Raw genomic sequence first — 22,225 nt, 5'->3', positions numbered from 1 at the left:
GGGCATGGAGATGCTGGATGCGGCCGAGCGCAGTAATTTGCTGGAGATCATCGATACCCGTTACGGGAGGGTCTCGACAGTGGTTGCGAGCCAACTGCCGGTAGAGAAATGGTATGGGATGATCGGAGAGGCCACATTCGCAGAAGCGATCCTGGACCGGCTGATCCACAGAGCGGTACGAGTAGGTTTGACAGGTGAGTCGATGCGAAAACAGGGCATCAACTTGACCGATGCCGATCAGGCAGAGTAAAAGAAAGACGCAGTTCCTGCGGGTAGAAAAATGGTGATCGGCATGATGTTATTGGCTGATCGACATGATGTTATTAGCCAGAGATAAAGGTGAACTGGGCTATTAGCGAACCTTTTCCGACGATCCTGAATGTCTTTTCCACCACTGCCACTTGCATACCTGCTCCTTGGTATCGGGTCATATTGATATCAATATCACCAATGATGACTGGATATGCAAGGGCCATGTCAGTAATAAATATCAATGTTATTAAAGTGTTGCATTCGTGGCGGCCAATCCGGATATTGCTGATCCCGCTACTCTGTTCGCTTTTCAACGCTGCGTCATGACGTGAAAAAGGCCGGTATCTTGCGATACCGGCCTTGCTGTTGATCCTTCAGGCGGTCAACCACCGTTTGCGTTTTGGCATGACGGTTGGTTGGTGCGCGGGTCGGCAATTATTGCACACCTCAATGATCAGTCTCTTCAGTTCACTCATATCGACACCATGAAGCGTTAGCGACCAGAATGCCCTCGCCTGGCTGTAGTGCATCCCATTGGTATAGAGCAGGGTGTCATTTTCAAAGCGAAGCTGACTGCAGGGTGCTTCCATTTGTAATCCGGTGTCGGGAAACCAGATGTTCAAGGTGCCTGAAGGGATCAGGGTAAATTGCGCCATCAGATCGCCTTGTCCGACAATCTTGTAGGTTTTTTTGATGATATCTAGCGGCATAGGGTGTCTCGGTATTTCAGCAAGCTATGTAATTGTTTGTTTTCTCTCTGCTACGGGATAACGGTTTATCCCGCTGATGGCAACGCGCTCGTTCCTTACCGCCCCGTGTGAGCCACGAAAGTGTTCCCTGAACCGATTGCCATTTTGGAGAAGTGCAAAGTAACAGCTCCAGCTTGTATGAGACCTTAATGAACCACTCTTTGTGTCAAAAATAACCTGCAGAGAACAGGGCAAAGTCACACTGGCCGTTGGTTTTTTATGGTTGTTATCTCTCACTTTTGCTATTTAAGCGGTCCAGCGGTTTCTGCTGTGCACTCTCATGCCGTTCACTGTTGCTGGTGTGCAGATATTTCGAGGTGGTGTCGATGCTGTCATGTCCGGCATCGGCCTGTACGTGGGAGAGCGGCCGCCCGTGCAGGTTGATGTCATGGGTGATCCCGGTATGGCGAATGGCGTGGGGAGAGAGTTGCCGCATTTCGGCCGCATCCTGGGCAAAGCCATCCTGCTCGGCTAGCTCGGCCCCCTTGCCGATGATCACCATGATCAAATCCCGTAACTGGCGAATGCCGAGGTTGGCGTTGAGTTCGCCCTGCTCGCGGCCGTGGGCGGCCGCTTTATGGCGAACGAATAGCGGCGTTTGCTCGTCCGGTGTCGGCAACGGGGAGAGACCGAGGAAGCTGCGGTAGCGTTCGAGTGCCGCCAACAGCGCCTGGGAGACCGCCACGGTACGCCGTTTTCCCCCCTTGCTCTGTGGAATGAAATATCCCCAAACGCCGGTTTTTCGCTCCCGGCGAAACTGCCCCATCACCGGCGTAAAGCCCGGCCTGGCGGCAACCTCCGAGATCCGCAGATAGCAGGCATACATCAGAATGATGAGAAAGCGGCTGCGTTCGTGCTGTTCAGGGTGGTCGCTGGCCAGGGTATCAGCAGCCTGCATCACGTAGGACCATTGCAACTCGCTAAAGCATTGCACCTGCTCGCCCTCCTCCGGCTGCTGCGGTCGTTTGACCCGTTGCAGCAGCAGGGCGGGATTGCGGTCCATGTACTCCTCCTGGATCAGGAACTGGAAGAAGGCCGACAAGATGGCGAGCTTGGTCTTCATTGCTTGCTCGCTCAGACGATAGGGCAAGGTGCGGCCCAGATCCCGCTTGCCGAGAAATGGTCGCCATTGCGGATTGGGCAATCGCTCTCCCCACTCCTTGTCGAGGACAAACTGCGCCACGTTGCGATAGGCGATCAACTCGTCAGGTGGGGACTGACAGTAATCGAGATAGCGGATCATGATGCGGCGAGTGAGATCTTTCGGGCTGATGGCAGCCTCGCGAAAACACCAGTGCAAAAAGGTGGTCAGTTCGCTGCGATAGGTTTTGTAGTTGTTTTCGCTGTTGCGCTGCTCCAGCAGCCAGTCGACCGCCAGTTCGTAAACCAGTCCGGCATCGGGCACATCGTTGAGGCTGAGGTTGGCAAGGTACTGATTGACCTGCGGGTTGCCCGCTTCCAGATAGATCAGGCTGTCAAACAGCGGCATGGCGGGCGGCAAGGATAATGGGTGTTGAGTCATGGTGTTGTTTGTTGGTGATGAGATGAATCGATATGAGTCTGTGAGCCGAGACGATAGAAAAGGGCTCGTAATGCATGAAGGCGACTTCTGTTGGTGTTTGTACTGTCACTTGTTGCTGCAGATTGAGGCTGTCTGGAGCGAGCAGGACGACGACCTCACTCTTGTTTGTTCGTTACGCTCTCGTTGATTTGGCTGACGTCGCTCATCGCCGCCCGCTATTCAGTTATGCATGTTATATGCACGGTTGTTAAAAAATTCTCGGGGTAAATAGCCGAAAAAATGGTTTTAAATGCAAAATAAATGAATGGGTTTGGCTATCTACCCCGAGAAATAGCAGGCCTGGGCAATCAGGCCACCTGTTTGAGCGGCTTCTCTTTGCGCTTGGCAGCTGGAGCCTCTTCCTCTTTCGCGCCAGCCTGAACCTTGCCGCCACGCAGCAGGGTTTGCAGCACATCACGCTGTTCTGCCAGGTAGAATGCCAGACTCTCTTGCTGCTCTGGCGCCAGCTCGATCGGGGCGCTGGCCAACAGGGTCATCAACTCGTCGGCCGTATCCAGCAGCTTGTCATAGGCATCGGCCTCTTTTTTGCTGGCAAAGGTCATTTTTTCCACTCCCCCACGAACAACCACATATTTTATCTCGACAGCCATGATGGCCTCCTCTTGGTGATGATGGATAGAGTATATGTATGGATATACAGTATTGCAAATAACCTCACCGGAAAAGAGTTCGCCGGGGTTTAGCGACAAAAGCCGCGCTGGATCAAGCTGTCTCAAAGTGCCATTTGACTTCCACGCCTGACTGGTCGGATCATGGCCTTATGACGATCGTACGACACCTGTTTATCCTGCTGATGGTAGAGGTGCTGCTCCTCGGGAGTATCGCCCACTTGGTCGTGGGACTTCCCTGGTTGCTGACCCTGCTGTTTGTGGTGTTTGCCCTGCTGGGCTTGCGCTGTCTGGTGGTGCTCGGCAGCTGGCTGTTTACCCGCTTCTACCCCTCCCCGGCCATTGGCGCCTGGCGCAGGGTGAAGATGATGGCGCAGGAGATGCTGGCCTACCTCTACACCTTTACCTGGTTGCTGCCGTTCGAGCCTTTACTGATGGCACCCGATCGGCTGCATCCATGCCAGCGCCCCGTATTGCTGGTGCATGGCTACGGTTGCAGTCGCGGGATCTGGCGTACCCAGCGTGCCCGACTGGAAGCCGCAGGCCATGTGGTCGCCACCATTACCCTGATGCCACCATTTGGTCATATTGATGAGATGGTGCCACTGCTGGCCACCCGGATTGACGATGTGCTGGCGCAGACCGGGGCTGACAAGCTGGTGCTGGTCGGTCACAGCATGGGGGGGCTGGTCTGTCGCGACTATCTGGCTCTTCATGGCGGTGACAAGGTTGCGTGCCTGATCACCCTGGCCACCCCCCATCAGGGCAGTCAGCTGGCCGCCCTTGGACTGGGGGCCAACGCCCGCGAGATGGAGCCCGGGTCCGGCTGGTTGCAGCGTTTCGCCTCGGTGCCACTTTGCGTGCCCGGTATTTCGGTGCGCACCAGCCATGACAACGTGGTGATGCCGCAGGAGTGGCAACGGTTGGCGGGCATGGACGATATCGAGTTGCCCGCCATCGGCCATCTCTCTCTGCTCTACTCCCGCCGCACCACCGATCTGCTGCTTGATCTGCTGGCTCGGGCATGACCTTCCTTAATCGTTTTGCCAAATAAAACAGGGGCCTGATTGCTCAGGCCCCTACTCATCTCTTTGGCGCATCATCCGGTTAGAAATGGATCCCCTTGATCAGGGTCGAGACGGCAACCTGATCGGCGGTCGCCTTGGATTTGTCACCATCCTTGGGATCGGCAAAGGTGCGGAAGCTGGTGTTCATGATCACCTGGGCTACCCGCGGTGCCAGCGCATGAACCACCTGACCGAACACCCCGAGGCGGGTTGCTAGCCGTACATGCTTGTTGATGATGGTATCGCACACCAGATCCGCGGCCTCTTCCGGCGTCATCATCGGCACCTGCTCATAGACCTTGGTCGGCGCGACCATCGGCGTTTTCACCAGCGGCATATTGATGATGGAGAAGCTGACCCCCTTGTCGGCAAACTCGGAGGCGGCGGTGCGCACCCAGGCATCAAGGGCCGACTTGGAGGCAACATAGGCGGAGAAGCGCGGCGCATTGGTCAACACCCCGATGGAGGAGATGTTGATGATGTGCCCTTTTTTCTTCTCAATCATGGTGGGCAGCACCCCAATGATCACCTTGAGCGCCCCGAAGTAGTTGAGCTGCATGGTACGCTCCAGATCGTGGAAGCGCTCGAAGGAGTCTTCAATGGAGCGGCGGATGGAGCGGCCGGCGTTGTTGATCAGAATATCTACCCCGCCGTGCTCTTCGACAATCTGCCGAGTGATCGCCTCACCCTGCGCCAGATCGGCGAGATCGCCCTGATAGACCTGCATGGTGAGCCCCAGTTCGGCAAACTCGGCCTGGGTTTCGGCAATTTTCTGCTCATCGCGGGCGATGGTCACCACGATGGCCCCTGCCCCCGCCAGTTTGCGTGCGGTGGCGCGGCCTATGCCGGAGGTGGCGCCGGTCACCAGCACCACTTTTCCTTCGACCCGACCGCGCAGGGAGCGATCGATAAAGAGCTCGGGGTCGAGATGGCGCTCCCAGTAATCCCACAGCCGCCAGGCATAGCTGTGCAGCGGCGGCACTTCGATGCCGGTGCCTTTCAGCAGACGCTGGGTCTCCCGGCTGTCAAAACGGGTCGGGTAGTTGATGAGGCGGAAGATATCCTTGGGCAGCCCCAGATCGGCGATGGCGGCATCGCGAATGCGGCGCACTGGCGTCATGGTCATCAGCATCGCCGTCAGGTGGCGGGGAATGAAGCTGAACAAAGAGGCGTTGATGCGAATGGCAGGCTCCGGCGCATGGGCTGCACGGGAGAAGGTGCTGAGCATGTCGCCAACCCGCATCGGATTGGGATCGGTCAGGTGGAAGGTTTTGTTCTCCTCCCCGTCCTGATGGGCGATATGGGCCATGGCATCGACCACAAAGTTGACCGGCACGATATTGATGCGGCCCCCTTCCACCCCGATGGCGGGCATCCAGGGCGGCAACAGGCGGCGCAGCTTCTGAATGGTCTTGAAGAAGTAGTAAGGGCCGTCGATCTTGTCCATCTCGCCGGTATTGGCGTCACCGACGACGATCCCCGGCCGGTAGATGCGCCACGCAATGGTGCATTCGTTACGAACGATCCCTTTAGCTTCGTGTTTGGTCTGGAAATAGGGCATATCGAGGTGCTCGGCCTCGTCGAACATGTCTTCCCGAAACAGACCGTCAAACAGGCCCGCTGCGGCGATGGAGCTGCAGTGGTGGAACTGCCCCGCCCCCAACCGCTCGGCAAGTTGCACCGCCTGGCGGGTTCCTTCGGTATTCACCTGTTGCTGGATGCCCGCCTTGGCGTTGAGATCGTAGATCGCCGCGAGATGGAAAAAGTGATCGATCTGGCCGCGGAGTTGTTCCTGCTCGGCGGCTGATACCCCCAGCAGTGGCAGCGTCATGTCGCCAATGATCGGAACGGCTCTTTGCTCATCCACATGCCAGAATGCAAACAACTCCGGCAATTTATCCTGATGAGAGGCGCGCATCAAAAAATAGACCCGATTCTCGGGCGCACGTTCCAGCAATTTTTTGATCAACCTGCGCCCGATAAAGCCACTTCCGCCTGTGATGAAATAGTTCATGTCATTGTTCCGCTACTGATTTGGCTGTTACTTACCGTTAGATATATCACGCTTCATATGGAAATCTGCAATTCGATTGCCGGTTCGTGAGCCATCCCTTATTTCCACCCATTCACTATTTCGTTATTAGGTAGAACCCTCTATTTTTTGTCCCTAGACTGGAGTTGAAAAATCAGTAATGCCACAACCGGATTGCAGTTGTCGTTGTCGCCATTACGTTTAACTGTCGTTATTCAAGGAGAAGATCATGGCTAAGAAATTGAAAGCACTGGCAGGGTCAGTGACCGACAACCAACTCACCTCCACCATCAAGGAGTCCACCCAGCAGATCTGGTTGGCGGGTCTGGGTGCCTATGCCAAAGCACAGGAAGAGGGTGGCAAGATCTTTGAAGCCCTGGTGCAGGAAGGGGAAGCGCTGCAGGCCAAAACCCGTCAGAGCGCCGATGAGAAGATTGCCGCAGTGACCGACAAGACCGCCAATACCTGGGGCCGTCTGGAGCAGGTGTTTGAAGATCGCGTCGCCCGCGCTGTGGCCAGTCTGGGTATCCCGACCCGCAAGGATATCGACAAGCTCTCCAAGCGCATGGCCGAGCTGACCGATGTGGTGCAGCAACTGCTGGATGCCCAGGATGAAGAGGCCCCTGAAGCCGAAGCCAAGCCGGCAGCCGCCAAGAAGCCCGCCGCTCGCAAGCCACCGGTAAAGAAAGCCCCGGTAGCCAAGGCTAAAGAGGCGGTGGTCGAGCAAGCCGCCGATCTGCTCTCCGCCGCCGAAGATGCGGTGAAAGAGGTGAAGGCCAAAGCGGAAAGCGTCCTGCCCTGATCCCTCACGGTGAAAGAAGGTGATTGATACCGGCCCATGCCCCTCGCTGGGCCGGTCTTGTCATGGAGAGAGTCATGGATAGGGAGGCGACGCTATGAGTACCATCGCAATTGCCCTTGCCGGCGGCGGGCCGCTCGGTGGCATCTACGAGATCGGTGCCTGCGCGGCGCTCTCCGACAGCATCAGCGGTCTGCGTCTCGACCATGCCGACATCTATGTTGGCGTGAGCTCGGGGGCCGTGGTGGCATCGGCACTGGCCAACGGTATCTCGCCGGCGAAGCTGGTGCGGATCCTGCTCAGCGATGATGCGGGGGAGATGTTTGACCCGGCTACCCTGCTTCGCCCCGCCTTTCGGGAATACGCCGAGCGCCTGACCTCGATCCCGCCGCTGGCGTGGCAGAGTCTGACCTACTATCTGGCGGCCCCCTGGAAGCGCAGCCTGTTTGAGTCGCTGCAGGGGCTCTCCAAAGCCATTCCGACCGGACTGTTTGACAACCGCGGGGTGGATCGCACCCTGACCCAGTTTTTCTCGCGCCCCGGCCGCAGCAACGATTTTCGCCAACTGCGCAGTCGGCTGTTTGTGGTGGCCACCGAACTCGACACCGGTCATCCGGTTGCCTTCGGCAGCCCGGGGCTCGATGACGTGCCCATCTCGGCGGCGGTACAGGCTTCGGCCGCCCTGCCCGGCCTCTTTCCCCCCTCGCTGATCAACGGTCGTTACTATGTGGACGGGGCGCTGATCAAGACCCTGCACGCCTCGGTGGCGCTGCAAGAGGGGGCGGATCTGGTGTTCTGCATCAATCCGCTGGTGCCCTATGATGCAGACATGGCCGCCGGCGCACCGACCAATCTGGTGGATAGCGGTCTGCCCGTAGTGCTGGCCCAGACTTTTCGCGCCATTATCCACTCCCGCATGCATGTGGGGATGGATCGTTACAAACATCAATATCCCGACGCCGACGCCTTGCTGTTTGAGCCCTCCTCTGCCGATGGCGAGATGTTCTTTACCAATGTGTTCAGCTATCGGGATCGTCGCCGCCTCTGCGAGCACGCCTATCAGCATACCCGCCGCGATCTCTGGCAACGCCGTGACGAGCTGGCGCCGGTGCTGGCCAAGCATGGCCTCGAGCTCAATCTGGGGGCGCTGGCAGATGAACATCGCACCCTGCTGGCCCCCGGCAGTGGCTCGGTCGATGCGCTAGACAAGTCGCTGGAGCAGTTGCAGCACTGGCTTGCCAAACGCTATCGCCACGGCGTGCGTCGTTCACCCTCGAAGGAGTAGCATGGATCGCAAACCCAAACGTCGTACCCGGGAGCGGATCCTGACCACTGCCCTCGCCTGCTTCAACCGGCAGGGCGAACCCGGCGTCACCACCTCGGCCATTGCGGCCGAGATGGAGATAAGCCAGGGCAATCTTTACTACCACTTCCACAACAAGGAGGAGATCGTCAACGCCCTGTTCGGTGAATTCGAGCAGCAGATGGATCGCCTGCTGGATGCGGTCACGACCCCCTCCGATGAGGCGGAAGATATCTGGCTTTTCCTCCATCTGATGTTTGAGGCCATCTGGCAGTACCGTTTCCTCTACTACGATATCGCTACCCTGATGAGCGGTTATCATCAGGTGGAGCAGCGCTTTTCCGCCCTGCTGCGCCGCAAGGAGCAGACCGCCGCCGCCATTTGCAATCACCTGCAAACGGCCGGGCTGATGGAGGGCACGGCGCAACAGATACGCACCCTGGCGGCCAATGTGGCGCTGGTGGGCACATTCTGGATCTCTTACCAGCGGGCACTACACCCCAAGGCGGATGCCGATATCGCCCTCGGCGTCGTTCAGGTGATGCAGCTGGTCGCCCCCTATTTGCGGGCCGATGCCCGCGCTCATCTGGGCGCCCTCGCCCACCACTACACCGACAAGGTTTGATTCACATGCGACAGGGAGAATATGCATGACCACTTCACAACTCGAATTTGTCCCCTTCCCCTACGCGGACGCGGCCTATGACTATGCTGGCCAGAAGCTGGCGGACAACTGGGATCGCCTCCATCAGGGGGATGCCGAACCCTGGCCGGAGGACGAGCAGGTTCAGGATGCCTGGCGGGCCTATCATGCCGGAGATTTTGCCAAGGCCGTCGCCCTTGGCGAAGCGGCCGGAGAAGCGGGACTCAATGTGGCGAACAAGGCGCTGGTGATCCACGCCAGCTATCTGCTGGAGGACAAGTACGCCAAGCGCGCCGCCTTCGAGCGGGCGGCCAGCCATGCCGAGAAGCTGCAAAAGCGCCAGCCCGATAACGTCAATGCCTGGTATTTCCACGCCCTGGCGCTCGGTCGCTACAGTCAGGTCATCTCCATCACCAAGGCGCTCTCGCAGGGGATTGGTGACAAGATCAAGGCAAGCCTTGAGAAGGCGTTGGAGCTTGAGCCCGACCACGCCGAAGCCCATATTGCGTTCGGTGCCTGGCACGCAGAGATTGTCGACAAGCTGGGGGCCATGATTGGTGGTCTCACCTATGGCGCCAAGAAAGAGGAGTCAGAGCGTCACTTCAAGGAGGCGCTGGCGCTGATCCCCGACTCGGCTATCGCCCGCATGGAGTACGCCAACGCCCAGGTGATGCTGCACGGCAAGAGCCGCCTGAAAGCCGCCGAAGCCCTCTATGCCGAAGCGGCCGGGTGCGAACCGGTGGATGCCATGGAGCGCCTCGATGTGGAGGCGGCGCGCGAGGAGCTGGAGGAGTAACCCCCCCTCTCCGCCATCCATTGATAACAAAACAAGAGGCCAACCCGCGGGTTGGCCTCTTTGTTGATGGTTGTTGAGTGGTTGAACGACCTGTCGCCAGTCGATTCTGCGTCAATCAACCGAGCAGGGCATCCAGTCCATGGGGATCGAACAGCAGATCCGGCTCCATCAGCACCAGCAGCAACAGTTGTTCAAACTCCACCGCAAAACGCGCCACCACCCGATCCGGATCCGGCACCAGCTTCTTGTCGGTGATAAGGCCCAGTTGCACCTTGTGATCGTAAGAGAGGATCGAGACGCCGACGCCGATATCCCCCGATTGCGGCACCCAGAACAGCGGCTGGCGCAGCCGCGCCCCCGCCATATAGAGGGTCTGCTGCGGGCCGGGAACATTGGTGATCACCGCACTGGCCTTGGCCGTGAGCAGCTCGACCGCCTGCTGCTGCACCGCATTGGGGGCCATACCAAGGGCGTGCAACAGATTGAGCACCACCACGGGTTGAAGCGAGGTGCGCAGCGCCTGCATCCGATCACGCACGGTATAGAGCCGTTGCAGTGGATGCTCGACATCCAGCGGCAAGTCCAGGGCCACCAGCCCGAAGCGGTTGCCCAGCGCCCCCTCGTCGTCCGGCGCACGCATGTTGACCGGCACCAGCGCGCGGATCTTGACCTTGTTGGCGTCATCCCCCTTCTCTTGCAGGTAGTGGCGAAACGCCCCGGCGGTCGCGGCGATCAGCAGATCGTTGACCGAGCAGCCCAGCACCTTGCCCACCGCCTTGATATCCGGCAGATCAATTTGCTCCGACCAGGCCACCCGTTTGGTACTGGCGGTTTTGCCCCGCAAGCGGCAGGGCGAGTCATCACTGAGGGTGGCGATATTGCACAGCTCGCTCGCCAGATCCCGCCCGGTCTTGAGGTAATCCACCGCCTTGGTGGGATGGGTGACCACCTCGACATATTTGGACCAGAGGGTGCCGGTCAGCTTGAGACCGGCCCGCACCAGTCGGCTGCCGTGGTGGCTGTCGTCTGCCTCCTCGTCCTCGCTGTCATCCAGTGGTTCCGGTGACGGCGGTCGCGGTGCGCCTTGCGGGGTGTTATCCATCATGGTCAGCATGGCCCGCACCAGCGAGAAGCCGTCACCCATGGCGTGGTGAATGCGTACCACCAGCGCTTGCCCGCCCAACGAGGTGTCGGTCAGGTGCATGTCCCACAGGGGGCGCTGGTGGTTGAGCGGTGTGGAGGCGAGATCGGCCACCAGCTTCTCCAGCTCAAGCTTGCCTGCGTTACCCGGCAGGATCACCCGCTTGAGGTGCTGATCGAGATCGAAATCGGGGTCATGGCGCCAGTAGTAGGAGCCCCCTTCCAGAATGGCCCGCTGGTGGAAGCGGGGTTGCACCGAAATGGTGTGGCGTAATCCGGCCCGCAACCTTGCCTCATCAAGCTCCCCTTCAAACATCAGGACGCCGATGATCTGCATCAGGTTATTGGGTCTGTCCATGCGTAACCAGGCGGTATCGACGCAGGAGATAAATTCACTCGGTGGCATGGTTGTTTCCCTACAAAATGAATTTACCGAGGCGGCAAGTTGCTCATGCCCTCATATCCGGACGAGAGCCTTGGGTAATCAAGATGACAATAGCGAGTGCCGACTCGAAATATGAAAATAGAAATGACGAATAACGTACAAAACAGAATCCGGATATCGCCGGTTAATCACATTGGCAAACGATATGGTTTGCCCACTTATTTCAAACAGCCATCGTTCACCGCAGGTTTATTTAATGCCAGTGCGACGAAAAGTTTCAAACACGTTTGGGACAAGGTAAGCGATTATCCACATAATCGAGGATCTCCTGTTCCAGTACGCTGCGTACCGGCAACAGCATCAAGCCAAGATGCACTTGCAGTTCCAGGGTATCGTCGTCCAGGGTGAGAGTGCCATGTACCCCCGAGCCGCGAAAGCGCAGTTCGGTCTCATCTTCATCTGCCCATTCGCAGTCGAGTTGATAGCTCTCGCTCATATCCTGGGCGATGGCTTCGGCAGCGAGTCGGGCGGCGGCCAGTCCCAGCGGATGCCGACGACTGACCTGAATGGTGGAGAGTGCGCTGCTGCCAGCGAGGGAGTCGTAGAAGAACATGGTAGTTACTCTGGGTCATAAGATATTTATTGATATTAAACACATGTTCACAACAAGTGAAAGGATGGTTCACATAAATGGGACTCACTTAACAGAGTGGATGACGATGAACGCCCTCAATGGCGTACGGCATTTATTCCCTCCCCCTTGCACGCTACACTTGTCGCCAAACTGATAGAAAAAGCTGCTTGTTTTTCATTCACTTGTATCGCTATTTCTCTATTTTCCCATCAATGGGCCCAAGGCCGGAGAGCGGTAGATGACCCATCAAGAAGATGCCCACGATGACGATAGCACCCTGGGGCGGCTCTACCGCCAGCTCCATCGGGTCGCGGCCTTGCGCGAGCAGATGCGGGCTCACCCGGAAGATCAGCAGGATCGGGACCGGTTGCGCCAGTGGCAGGCCGACAGGTTGGGGCGTACCCATCGCGATCTGCTGGAGAGCGACCGCTACGGCCCCGCCGCCAAGTTTTTCCTGACCGATCTTTATGGCCCGGGGGATTGCGCCCGGCGCGATGCGGACGTGATGCGGGTGATGCCGACCGCCGAGCGACTGTTACCGGAGTCCGGCCTCAAGGTGCTGGCGCAGGCGATCGAGCTTGATGCCCTCTCCGAGGAGCTGGACTACCTGATGGTGGTGGCGCTGCGGCGCATTAACGGGCTCAACCCCATTACTGCGGAGCACTACGCTATCGCCTATCGCGCCGTCGGTGAGCAGGCGCGCCGCGAACATCAGATTGTGTTGGTGAGCGAGCTTGGCATGACGCTGGACAGGCTGGCGAGAAAACCGCTGCTTGGCGCGACCCTCAAGCTGGTGTCAGGACCCGCCCATCTGGCTGGGCTGGGCGAGCTCTTCTCCTTTGTCGAGCGGGGTTATCAGGTGTGTCACAAGATGGGGCGAGCCAACGAGTTTCTCGAGACCATCGCCAGTCGCGAGACGGCGATCATGACGGCGCTCTTTAACGGCGACAGCAGTGTGCTGGCCTAGTGTTGCAGTGAAGGATTAATCGCCAGAATGATAAAGCGGGCCGATGGGCCCGCTGTTCGTTTATCGCTGTTTGCCGATATTTTGGCCAATATAAGACCAGTCAGATCACCAGCAGATCCATAAAGGCGTGTACCGGGGTGGCGGCAAGGCGCGGCCCGTCCTGACAGAGGGCCAGAATGTCTCTGACCCGTTTGGTCGGGAAGCGGGTGGCCAGATTGTGCTGGAATTTTTCCACCAGCAGCGGGATCCCCTCCTCCCGGCGGCGACGATGGCCGACCGGGTACTCCACCTCGACCTTGGCAGTGTGAGAGCCGTCCTTGAAGAAGATCTGGATTGCGTTGGCAATGGAGCGCTTGTCCGCCTCCAGATATTCGCGGCTGTAACGCTTGTCCTCCTGCACCACCATCTTGCCACGCAGCGCGTCGATGCGGGGATCGGCGGCCACGTCGTCCTCGTAATCCTCGGCGATCAGGCGTCCAAAGATCAGCGGCACCGCCACCATATATTGCAGGCAGTGATCCCGATCGGCCGGGTTATTGAGGGCGCCGACCTTGCTGATGATGCGAATGGCCGACTCATGAGTGGTGAGCTCGATGCGGTCGATCTCGTCCAGCCGTCCCTTCACCTGCTCGTGCAGCTTCATGGCGCACTCCACCGCGGTCTGGGCGTGGAACTCGGCGGGATAGGAGATCTTGAACAGCACGTTCTCCATCACATAGCTGCCGTAGCCCTGATGCAGAGCGAACTGGTTGCCCTTGAACAGCACGTCGTAGAAACCCCACTTGGGGGCGCTCAGCGCACCGGGATAGCCCATCTCGCCGCTCATGGTGATCAGCGCCAACCGTACCGCGCGGGAGGTCGCATCCCCCGCCGCCCAGCTCTTGCGCGAACCGGCATTGGGAGCATGACGGTAAGTTCGCAGGCTCTGACCATCGACCCAGGCCTGGGAGACCGCATCGATCACCTGATCGCGGGTGCCACCCAGCATGTGGGTCACCACGGCGGTGCTGGCAACCTTGACCAGCACCACGTGATCGAGACCGACCCGGTTGAAAGAGTTCTCCAGCGCCAGCACCCCCTGAATTTCATGGGCTTTGACCATGGCCACCAGCACATCGCTCATGGTGAGCGGCGCCTTGCCTTCGGCCACGCCGGTACGGGAGAGCCAGTCGGCGGTGGCGAGAATGCCGCCCAGATTGTCTGAGGGGTGACCCCATTCGGCGGCCAGCCAGGTGTCGTTGTAATCGAGCCAGCGGATGATGGCGCCGATATCCCAGGCTGCCTTGACCGGATCGAGGCAGAGCTGGGTACCGGGCACCCGGGCACCATGGGGCACGACGGTGCCGGGTACGATGGGTCCGAGGTGTTTGGTACATTCGGGGAAGCGCAGGGCCAGCAGGCCACAGCCAAGGGTGTCCATCAGGCAGTAGCGGGCGGTGTCGAGGGCCGCCTGGCTGGTAATGGGGTGGTTGCAGACATAATCGGCAATATCGACCAGCACCTGATCGGGCTCGGGTCTGTGGTTGACGTCGACGTTGGCGGACATCGTGATTTCCTTATCGTTGTTGTAGGGAGACAAAATGACGTGGCGCCGGGCCGACATAATCGGCGCTCGGGCGGATGATCCGGTTGTGCTCGCGCTGCTCCATCACGTGGGCGCACCAGCCGGTGACCCGCGAGCAGACGAAGATAGGCGTGAACAGCTTGGTCGGGATCCCCATGTAGTGATAGGCGCTGGCGTGGAAGAAGTCGGCGTTGGGAAAGAGCTCTTTCTCTTCCCACATCACCTTCTCCGCCTCGCAGGAGACGCGATAGAGGCGGTCATCCCCCACCGCTTCGGCCAGTTTGGCTGACCACGCCTTGATGATGATGTTGCGCGGATCCGAGGTGCGGTAGATGGCGTGGCCAAAGCCCATGATCTTCTCCTTGGCCGCCAGCTTGGCCAGCAGTTCGCGCCTTGCCTGCGTCTCATCTTGCCAGGGCTCGATCATCGCCATGGCCGCCTCGTTGGCACCGCCGTGGAGCGGGCCGCGCAGGGTGCCGATAGCGGCAGTGATGCAGGAGAACATGTCGGAAAGGGTCGAGGCGCAAACTCGCGCCGCAAAGGTGGAGGCGTTGAACTCATGTTCGGCGTAGAGGATGAGGGAGACGTGCATCACCCGACGCTCCAGCTCGCTCGGCGCCTTCTGGTGCAGCAGCGCCAAAAAGTGGCCACCGATACACTCCTCGTCGGTATCGAGAGCGATGCGAACTCCCTCGTGACTGAACTTGTACCAGTAGATCAGAATGCCCGGAAAGGCGGCCAGCAGCCGATCCGCCACTTCATGCTCATGCTCGAAACCATCTTCCGGCTCCAGATCGCCGAGCATGGAGCAGCCGGTGCGCAGCACATCCATGGGGTGGGCATCGGCGGGAATACGCTCCAGCACCTCCAGCAGCGGCTGGGGCAAGATGCGCAGGCGACGCAGTTCGCGCTTGTACGCGTCAAGCTGCTGCTCACCGGGTAACTCCCCCTTGAGCAGCAGATAGGCGACCTCCTCGAACTGGGCGCTATCGGCCAGCTCCTTGATGTCATAGCCGCGATAGGTGAGACCGGTGCCGCTCTTGCCTACGGTGCAGATGCTGGTCTCCCCCGCACTCTGCCCGCGCAGACCTGCCCCGCCCAACGGTTTTTGCTGTCCCATAAGCTGCCTCCTATTCCTTGGCTGAAAACAGACGATCCAGTGTCTGCTCGTAGTGGTGATATCCGAGGAAGTCGTAGAGCGACTCCCGGGTCTGCATGGCCGCCACGACGGCGCGCTGATGGCCATCCTGGCGAATATGTTGATAGACGTTGAGGGCGGCCTGATTGGCGGCGCGGTTGGCACTCAAGGGGTAGAGCACCATGTCGACGCCGTGGGCGGCGAGCAGCTCCTTGTCAAACAGCTCGGTTTTGCCGAACTCGGTCATGTTGGCGAGGATGGGCACTCCAGCCGCCTGCCTGAACTGGTCATACTGGGCAAGCTCGGTCACCGCCTCGGCGAAGATCATGTCGGCACCGGCGGCCACATAAGCAGCGGCACGCTCAAGGGCGGAATCTATGCCCTCCACCGCCAGTGCGTCTGTACGCGCCATAATGACAAACTCACTATTCTCGCGGGCATCCACCGCTGCCTTGATGCGATCGCACATCTCCTCCAGCGACACCACCGCCTTGTTTGGGCGGTGGCCGCAGCGCTTCTGGGCCACCTGATCTTCCATATGAACGGCGGCGACACCGGCCCGCTCGAACGCGCGAATGGTGCGGGCGATATTGAATGCCCCACCCCAGCCGGTGTCGATATCGACCAGCAGTGGCACTCGGGTCGCCGCGGTGATCCGTTCTGCATCGATCAGCACATCGTTGAGGGAGGTCATGCCGAGATCCGGCAAGCCGTATGAGGCGTTAGCCACCCCGGCGCCGGAGAGATAGAGGGCTTGAAAACCGCTGCGCTCGGCCATCAGCGCCATATAGGCATTGATGGTGCCGACGATCTGCAGGGGCCGTTCATTGGCGAGGGCGGTGCGAAAGCGCAGGCCTGCCGAGGGGGACAAACTGGACATCATGACTCCTTTCACCTGTCTAGTCTGGCTATCTAATATCACGTTTACGTTAACGTCAATTATACTTTCGTAACATTCCGGCCGCAGGCAAGACAGGAAACCGGTTTTAGGGTAAATTTCACCAATTCCTTCAACAGGTTGAATTGTATGATGGAGCCCGGTTCCGTGATTGTCTGTCCGGCGTGCGACTTGCTGATCCAGCGCAAGGCACTGCCGCTGCGTCGCCATGCCCACTGCCCACGTTGTCACCAGCATCTGTATGGCCGTTATGCCTTTCGTCCCTCCCAGTTGATGGCACTGACCATCACCGGTTTTTTGTTGCTGCCCTCCGCGTTTTTTGAGCCGCTGATCTATCTGCGGCTGGCGGGGGTCAACTCCGATGCCGACTTGCTGCGCGGGATCCTGGTGCTGTTTGGCGAAGGGGAGTTTTGGGTGGCCTCTTTGGTGCTCTGGTGCGCCGTTCTGGCGCCGGTAGGATTGTTGGCGGGGATCTTTGCGCTGGCATCTGGCATGGCCAAGCGTTGGCATATCCTTGCGCCCACCTTGAAGATGGTCGAGGTGTTTCGCCACTGGGCCATGCTGGAGGTCTATATCGTCAGCCTGTTGGTCGCCCTGTTCAAACTGATCGATATCGCCGATGTGCGCCTCGGTGGCGGGCTGCTCAGCCTCGGCATTCTGATGCTGCTTAACATGACCCTGCTGATCCTGTTTGACCCCGCCCCTTACTGGGCGCGGATCCCGTTAAAGGAGCCGGAACATGACCAGCGCCCGTGAGATGGGGCTGTGCGGCTGCCAAACCTGTGGCCTGCTGGTCCGTTATCGGTTCCACGCCGTGTGTCCCCGCTGCGGCAGCAAGCTGCAGGTGCGCATTCCCCGCTCCCTTGCCTGGTCATGGGGCTTGCTGGCGCTCGCCACCTTCATGTTGCTGCCTGCCAACCTGCTGCCCATTACCCACTTCTACAATAAGGGGTTGCTGCAATCCGATACCATCTTCAGCGGTATCATGATGCTCTATCGCAGCAAAATGAGCGGGATTGCGACCATCGTCCTCACCGCCAGCATACTGGTGCCGGTGGGCAAGATATTGGGGCTGGGCTGGATCTGCTGGCAGTTGCAGCGGACCAAACCGGTGCGGCGCAAGCGCCAGCTGGTGATGTACCGGGTGATCGATTTTATCGGCCGCTGGTCGATGCTGGACCTGTTCGTGATCTCGTTGATGGTGGCGCTGGTAGATCGGGGCGTCCTGCTGAGTGTTCGCGCAGGCCCCGGTGCCACCGCCTTTGCCGGTGTGGTGGTGCTGACCATGATGTCGGCCCGCATGCTCGATACCCGTTTACTGTGGGACAAGGCGGCCCGTTGATGATTTCTCTGTTTTTGTCTGATGCGCTGTTTAATCCAGCCAATAAGGAGTCGGTATGATCGGGGCTGAACCCGTCATTGAAAAGCGTCGCTGGTTATCGCCGGTCTGGCTGTTACCCCTGATAGCCCTGCTGCTGGCAGGTGGCTTTCTCTATCAGCAGGTATTAAGCCGTGGCCAGCTTATCCAGATCAACTTCGCGCAAGGCAACGGCATCTTGCCGGGCAAAACCCAGATTCGTTATCAGGGGGTGGCCATCGGCGTGGTGCAGGAGCTGGAGCTGGCCGAAGATGGCCGCAAGATTGCGGTCATGGCCAAGATTGACAGCCGTGCCAGACCGCTTATTCGCAAGGGGTCCGATTTCTGGCTGGTGAGCCCCAAGGCGTCGCTCACCGAGATCTCCGGCCTCGATACCCTAGTCTCCGGCAATTACATCAACCTGCAGCCGGGGCGAGAAAGCAATCCGCTGGAGGAGACCTTCGATGCGCTGGAGGGTCCTCCCCCCGGCTATCAGGCGCAAGGTCGCATGCTGCACCTGACCGCCGATTCGCTGGGCTCGGTGGGGATTGGCGCCAAGCTCTATTTCCGCGGCATCGAGGTGGGCAGCGTCATCAATACCCGTCTGGGCCAGGACAACCAGAACGTCATTCTGGATCTGGTGATCGAGCCGCGTTTCGAACATCTGGTCAAAGCCGATACCCGCTTCTGGAACATCAGCGGCATCAAGGGCTCCTTCAGTCTGGCCGGGGTGAGCGTGGAGGCTGGCAGCCTCACCTCCATCCTGAGCGGTGGCATCGCCTTTGATTCGCCCAAGGACTCCCCAGAGCCGGAGAAAGGGCAGCTGTTTACTCTTTACAAAGGGCTGGCGGAAGCAGCGCGTGGCGAGCGTATCGAGATTGCGGCTGGCGATCTTCCGGTCAAGGAGGGGATGCCCATCCTCTATGAGGGGATCGAGATTGGTCGTATCGACCCCATTCGTCTCACCGACAAGGGACGGGTGGTAACGGCGCTGATCAACCCGGAGCAGGCCTATCGCATCACCGACAAGAGCCAGCTGGTGTGGGAGAGTGTCGCCCTCTCCGCGACCGGCGTGCAGCATGCGGATCGCCTGCTCTCCGGCCCGGCCATTCGCCTTGACTATGTGGCGGGCAAACCGGCACACCAGATGACCCTGACCGATCGCGCTCCCCAGAGCGGCACCAAGGTGACGCTGCAGGCTGACGATCTGGCGGGGCTCAATCAGGATGCGCCGGTCTGGTTCAAGGGATTGCAGGTGGGCCGCATCAGCCAGCTCACCCTGGATGCGCGTGGCAATGCCAGTGTCGAGCTGGTGATGGCGCCGAACTATGGTCATCTGCTCAACCGTGCCCGCTTCTATCGCGCCGCCCCGTTGCAGATCGATGCCGATCTGAGCGGCATCAAGGTAGAAACCAGTCCGGCCAGTGCCTGGTTGGGAGGCGGGATCAAGCTGGTGCAAGCCAGCAGTGGCGAGCGGATTAATCGTCTCTACCCGAGTCAGGAGTTGGCTCTGCTGGGAACCCGTGATGCCAAGCCCCAGCGCTGGTTGCTCAAGGCAGATCAGGCCGATGGCATCGGCATTGGTTCACCTGTGCTCTATCTGGGGCTGGAAGCGGGCAAGGTCAAACAGCTGCGCGCCGCCAAAGAGGGGGTCGAGATCGAGCTAGAAATTGATGGCGTGTATGCCCCCCTCCTCGCCCAACAACCGCAATTCTGGAAGAAAGCGGCCATCGATACCCGGGTCGGGATTGATGGCGTCAAGGTCAAAGTCGGTAATCTGGCGACCCTGTTGCGCGGTGCCATCGAGTTCGACCGGCTGGCCAATGGCCGTAGCAGCCATCAGCTGTTTGACAGTAAAGAGCAGGCCCGTGCGAAAGTACGCACGCTCTCTCTGGTCGCTGATAACAATCCGGGGCTCGGGATTGGCAGCCCGATCCGCTATCGCGGGGTCGATATCGGCAAAATTGAAGAGATTGAGCTGGAGCCATCTTTGGGTCAGGTGATCTTCAAAGCTGAACTCGATGGTCATTACGCCGAGCGTTTCCTGCAATCCGGCGCTCGCTTTACCCTGGTGCAAGCCAAGCTGGGGTTGGGCGGTATTGCTCATCTCGATACCTTGATCAAGGGGGCATTTGTGGAGGCGCTCCCCGGTAAAGGCGCTGGCAAAGATCGCTTCCCCTTGAGTCAGGTTGGCCCGGTGGGTCTGGCTCTGACCCTCAAGAGCCCGTCGGTCAATGGCCTGAGCGTTGGTAGCCCGCTGCTGTTTCGCAAGATGGTAGTGGGCAGTGTCACCCAGGTGGCGCTGGCTCGGGATGGCAGCGAGGTGGTGATCGACGTCAACGTGGAGAAGGAGTATGCCCATCTGGTGCGGGCCAACTCGCGCTTCTGGAATGTCTCCGGGGTCAAAGCAGATATCGGCCTGACCGGCGGCACCATCGAGGTTGAAACCGTGCAGAGCCTGCTGGCTGGCGGCATCGCCTTCAATACCCCGGAGAAGGAGATGGGGCCAACCGTCAAGGCAGGCCACAGCTATCCGCTCTACGGCAAAGCCGAGAAAGAGTGGCAGGAGTGGAGCCCGCGCATCCAGCCCTGATCCCTCCCCTTTGCGTATATCCTCCAAGCCCGGCCTCGCGCCGGGCTTTTTTATATTCCGGAGCCTGTTGAAGGTGTTCAGATTCAGAATATTCCTAGCCTTGTGGTAGGATATCGCCCCTCTTTTTCGGTCAACGAGACGGCACCGTGCACGACAACACCTACCTTCCCGATTATTTTTTACGCCACATTGCGGCCATCATGCCGACCCATCTCTCGATGGATGAGTTTGTGGCCAGTTGTCGACGTCCGCTGCGCCGCAGCATTCGGGTCAATACCTTGAAGATCGCCGTCTCCGACTTCGTCGCGCTGATGCAGCCATTGGGTTGGCAGCTCGACCCGGTACCCTGGTGTGACACCGGCTTCTGGTTGACCCGCAGCGATGAAACCGTCCCCCTTGGCAACACCGCCGAGCATCTGAGCGGGCTGTTCTACATTCAGGAAGCGAGCTCCATGCTGCCGGTGACGGCGCTATTTGCCAGCGACAAGATCAAAGCGGACGGCATGTTGCTGGATGCGGCGGCGGCCCCCGGCTCCAAGACCACCCAGATTGCCGCCCTGATGAACAATCAGGGGATGCTGGTTGCCAACGAGTTTTCCAGCAGCCGGCTCAAGGTGCTGAGCGCCAACATCCAGCGTTGCGGTGTGACCAATGTGGGCATGACCCATTTTGATGCCAAGGTGTTTGGCCAGTGGTTGCCAGAGACCTTCGACGCCATCCTGCTCGACGCCCCCTGCTCCGGCGAAGGGACGGTGCGCAAGGATGAAGATGCCCTGCGCAACTGGAGCATCGAGAGTATCGACGAGATCGCGGCGGTGCAACAAGGGTTGCTGGAGAGCGCCTTCCATGCCTTGAAACCGGGCGGCGTACTGGTCTACTCCACCTGCACCTTGAGTGAGCAGGAGAATCAGGCGGTCTGCCAATCCCTGCTGGACAAGTTTGGCGATGCGTTGAGTTTTGACTCGCTGGCCGACCTGTTCCCCTATGCAGAGCAGGCCTGCACATCCGAAGGATACCTGCACGTTTGGCCCCAGATCTTCGACAGTGAAGGCTTTTTCGTCGCCAGATTGCGCAAGCATCACTCCGTGCCCAACACCATGTTCAAGCCGGGCAAGCTCGGCAAATTCCCCTTTGCGCCGCTACCGGCCAAAGAGGCGGAACCCATGTTGCGCGATATTGAGGCCAACTTTGGCGTGACGCCTCAAGGGCAGCTGTTTGGTCGCAATGACGAGATCTGGCTCTTCCCCAAGCGGTTTGATCAGGTACAGGGCAAGCTGCGTTTCGATCGCATCGGCATCAAGCTGGCCGAGACCTTCAAGAAAGGCTATCGCCTCACCCATGAGTGGGCGCTGGCCTATGGTGATAAAGCGAGCAAGGGCGTGGTCGAACTGGATAGCGCCAACGCGCGGGAATTCATGATGGGGCGGGATGTCTGGCCAGAGCAGGATGCTGGCGCTGGCGAGGTGATCGTCCGCTATCAGGGGCATACCCTGGGCATGGGGAAATGGGTTGGCAGTCGGGTCAAGAATGCCCTCCCCCGCGAGCTGGTACGTGACAACAATCTGTTCAATGCATAGTGGGCTGTTCGTGAACGAGTTTGGATACCCACACTGCGGTTGAACTTTTATCGGGATCTTGAAAAGCCTTGAGCCTTGTCTAAGCTTAAGGCAATCCGAACACCAGTTAGCGCACGGCTCTGCAAGGAGCCAATTCCCCTA

At 59.2% G+C, this 22,225-nt stretch carries 21 protein-coding genes; 11 read left to right on the top strand and 10 right to left on the bottom strand.

Features of this window, described 5'->3' with window-relative positions:
• On the top strand, positions 1-250 hold a 250-nt coding region (locus OKC40_RS07030), incomplete at its 5' end, for an ATP-binding protein (RefSeq protein ID WP_270794621.1).
• Between the two features lie 73 nt (positions 251-323).
• On the opposite strand, the gene OKC40_RS07025 is transcribed toward OKC40_RS07030, so the two are convergent.
• From OKC40_RS07025 to OKC40_RS07010, 4 genes are all read right to left on the bottom strand, one after another.
• Positions 324-566: a hypothetical protein gene (locus OKC40_RS07025; protein WP_270794619.1), complete on the bottom strand. Its 243-nt coding sequence runs from the start codon at positions 564-566 to the stop codon at positions 324-326.
• Between the two features lie 60 nt (positions 567-626).
• The gene (locus OKC40_RS07020; protein ID WP_042655808.1) at positions 627-962 is read right to left on the bottom strand and encodes a hypothetical protein; all 336 of its coding nucleotides are present in this window, start codon (positions 960-962) and stop codon (positions 627-629) included.
• Between the two features lie 265 nt (positions 963-1,227).
• On the bottom strand, positions 1,228-2,490 hold the full coding sequence (locus OKC40_RS07015; RefSeq protein ID WP_270794631.1) for a tyrosine-type recombinase/integrase: 1,263 nt from the start codon (positions 2,488-2,490) through the stop codon (positions 1,228-1,230).
• 380 nt (positions 2,491-2,870) lie between these two features.
• Positions 2,871-3,173 (bottom strand): YebG family protein, encoded by a 303-nt coding sequence (locus tag OKC40_RS07010; protein WP_042062880.1) that lies wholly within the window; start codon positions 3,171-3,173, stop codon positions 2,871-2,873.
• Between the two features lie 170 nt (positions 3,174-3,343).
• Here OKC40_RS07010 and OKC40_RS07005 point away from each other — a divergent pair, with 170 nt between their 5' ends.
• The gene (locus OKC40_RS07005) at positions 3,344-4,219 is read left to right on the top strand and encodes an esterase/lipase family protein (RefSeq protein ID WP_270794617.1); all 876 of its coding nucleotides are present in this window, start codon (positions 3,344-3,346) and stop codon (positions 4,217-4,219) included.
• Positions 4,220-4,298: 79 nt separating this feature from the next.
• Here OKC40_RS07005 and OKC40_RS07000 read toward each other — a convergent pair whose 3' ends face one another.
• On the bottom strand, positions 4,299-6,272 hold the full coding sequence (locus OKC40_RS07000; protein WP_270794615.1) for an SDR family oxidoreductase: 1,974 nt from the start codon (positions 6,270-6,272) through the stop codon (positions 4,299-4,301).
• Positions 6,273-6,519: 247 nt separating this feature from the next.
• Here OKC40_RS07000 and OKC40_RS06995 point away from each other — a divergent pair, with 247 nt between their 5' ends.
• The 4 genes from OKC40_RS06995 to OKC40_RS06980 all read left to right on the top strand — a co-directional run bounded on the left by OKC40_RS06995 (position 6,520) and on the right by OKC40_RS06980 (position 9,831).
• Positions 6,520-7,092, top strand: a complete 573-nt coding sequence (locus tag OKC40_RS06995; RefSeq protein WP_042655803.1) for a phasin family protein — start codon at positions 6,520-6,522, stop codon at positions 7,090-7,092.
• Between the two features lie 94 nt (positions 7,093-7,186).
• On the top strand, positions 7,187-8,374 hold the full coding sequence (locus tag OKC40_RS06990; RefSeq protein WP_270794614.1) for a patatin-like phospholipase family protein: 1,188 nt from the start codon (positions 7,187-7,189) through the stop codon (positions 8,372-8,374).
• Position 8,375: 1 nt separating this feature from the next.
• Positions 8,376-9,017: a TetR/AcrR family transcriptional regulator gene (locus OKC40_RS06985; RefSeq protein ID WP_270794612.1), complete on the top strand. Its 642-nt coding sequence runs from the start codon at positions 8,376-8,378 to the stop codon at positions 9,015-9,017.
• A 25-nt stretch (positions 9,018-9,042) separates the two neighbouring features.
• Complete coding sequence (locus OKC40_RS06980) at positions 9,043-9,831, top strand: hypothetical protein (protein WP_270794610.1); 789 nt, start codon at positions 9,043-9,045, stop codon at positions 9,829-9,831.
• A 115-nt stretch (positions 9,832-9,946) separates the two neighbouring features.
• Here OKC40_RS06980 and OKC40_RS06975 read toward each other — a convergent pair whose 3' ends face one another.
• Positions 9,947-11,377, bottom strand: coding sequence for a wax ester/triacylglycerol synthase family O-acyltransferase (locus OKC40_RS06975; RefSeq protein WP_270794608.1), 1,431 nt, complete (start codon positions 11,375-11,377; stop codon positions 9,947-9,949).
• 256 nt (positions 11,378-11,633) lie between these two features.
• Positions 11,634-11,969 carry a polyhydroxyalkanoic acid system family protein gene (locus OKC40_RS06970; protein ID WP_182969005.1) on the bottom strand — a complete coding sequence of 112 codons (336 nt, stop codon included), beginning with the start codon at positions 11,967-11,969 and terminating at the stop codon, positions 11,634-11,636.
• Between the two features lie 259 nt (positions 11,970-12,228).
• Here OKC40_RS06970 and OKC40_RS06965 point away from each other — a divergent pair, with 259 nt between their 5' ends.
• Complete coding sequence (locus tag OKC40_RS06965) at positions 12,229-12,957, top strand: FFLEELY motif protein (RefSeq protein WP_058051962.1); 729 nt, start codon at positions 12,229-12,231, stop codon at positions 12,955-12,957.
• A 100-nt stretch (positions 12,958-13,057) separates the two neighbouring features.
• Here OKC40_RS06965 and OKC40_RS06960 read toward each other — a convergent pair whose 3' ends face one another.
• The 3 genes from OKC40_RS06960 to prpB are packed head-to-tail and all read right to left on the bottom strand — an operon-like array spanning position 13,058 to position 16,539.
• Entirely contained in the window at positions 13,058-14,503 is a 1,446-nt protein-coding gene (locus OKC40_RS06960; RefSeq protein WP_270794605.1) for a bifunctional 2-methylcitrate dehydratase/aconitate hydratase, read from the bottom strand.
• A 10-nt stretch (positions 14,504-14,513) separates the two neighbouring features.
• Complete coding sequence (gene prpC / locus OKC40_RS06955; RefSeq protein WP_270794603.1) at positions 14,514-15,641, bottom strand: bifunctional 2-methylcitrate synthase/citrate synthase; 1,128 nt, start codon at positions 15,639-15,641, stop codon at positions 14,514-14,516.
• Positions 15,642-15,651: 10 nt separating this feature from the next.
• Positions 15,652-16,539, bottom strand: coding sequence for a methylisocitrate lyase (gene prpB / locus OKC40_RS06950; protein WP_270794629.1), 888 nt, complete (start codon positions 16,537-16,539; stop codon positions 15,652-15,654).
• A gap of 147 nt (positions 16,540-16,686) precedes the next feature.
• Here prpB and OKC40_RS06945 point away from each other — a divergent pair, with 147 nt between their 5' ends.
• The 4 genes from OKC40_RS06945 to rsmF all read left to right on the top strand — a co-directional run bounded on the left by OKC40_RS06945 (position 16,687) and on the right by rsmF (position 22,084).
• Positions 16,687-17,313, top strand: a complete 627-nt coding sequence (locus OKC40_RS06945; RefSeq protein WP_058051958.1) for a paraquat-inducible protein A — start codon at positions 16,687-16,689, stop codon at positions 17,311-17,313.
• Positions 17,297-17,899, top strand: coding sequence for a paraquat-inducible protein A (locus tag OKC40_RS06940; protein WP_042655792.1), 603 nt, complete (start codon positions 17,297-17,299; stop codon positions 17,897-17,899). Before OKC40_RS06945 ends, OKC40_RS06940 begins: the two co-directional genes overlap by 17 nt.
• Positions 17,900-17,954: 55 nt before the next feature.
• Positions 17,955-20,507, top strand: a complete 2,553-nt coding sequence (locus OKC40_RS06935; RefSeq protein ID WP_270794600.1) for an MlaD family protein — start codon at positions 17,955-17,957, stop codon at positions 20,505-20,507.
• Between the two features lie 146 nt (positions 20,508-20,653).
• Complete coding sequence (rsmF, locus tag OKC40_RS06930; RefSeq protein ID WP_270693078.1) at positions 20,654-22,084, top strand: 16S rRNA (cytosine(1407)-C(5))-methyltransferase RsmF; 1,431 nt, start codon at positions 20,654-20,656, stop codon at positions 22,082-22,084.
• Positions 22,085-22,225 lie beyond the last annotated feature (141 nt).

This window comes from Aeromonas sp. QDB11 (genome assembly GCF_027705265.1).
GTDB lineage: Bacteria > Pseudomonadota > Gammaproteobacteria > Enterobacterales > Aeromonadaceae > Aeromonas > Aeromonas allosaccharophila.
The sequence above is the reverse complement of the archived record's forward strand: the minus strand, read 5'-3'. Positions and strand labels throughout refer to the sequence as shown.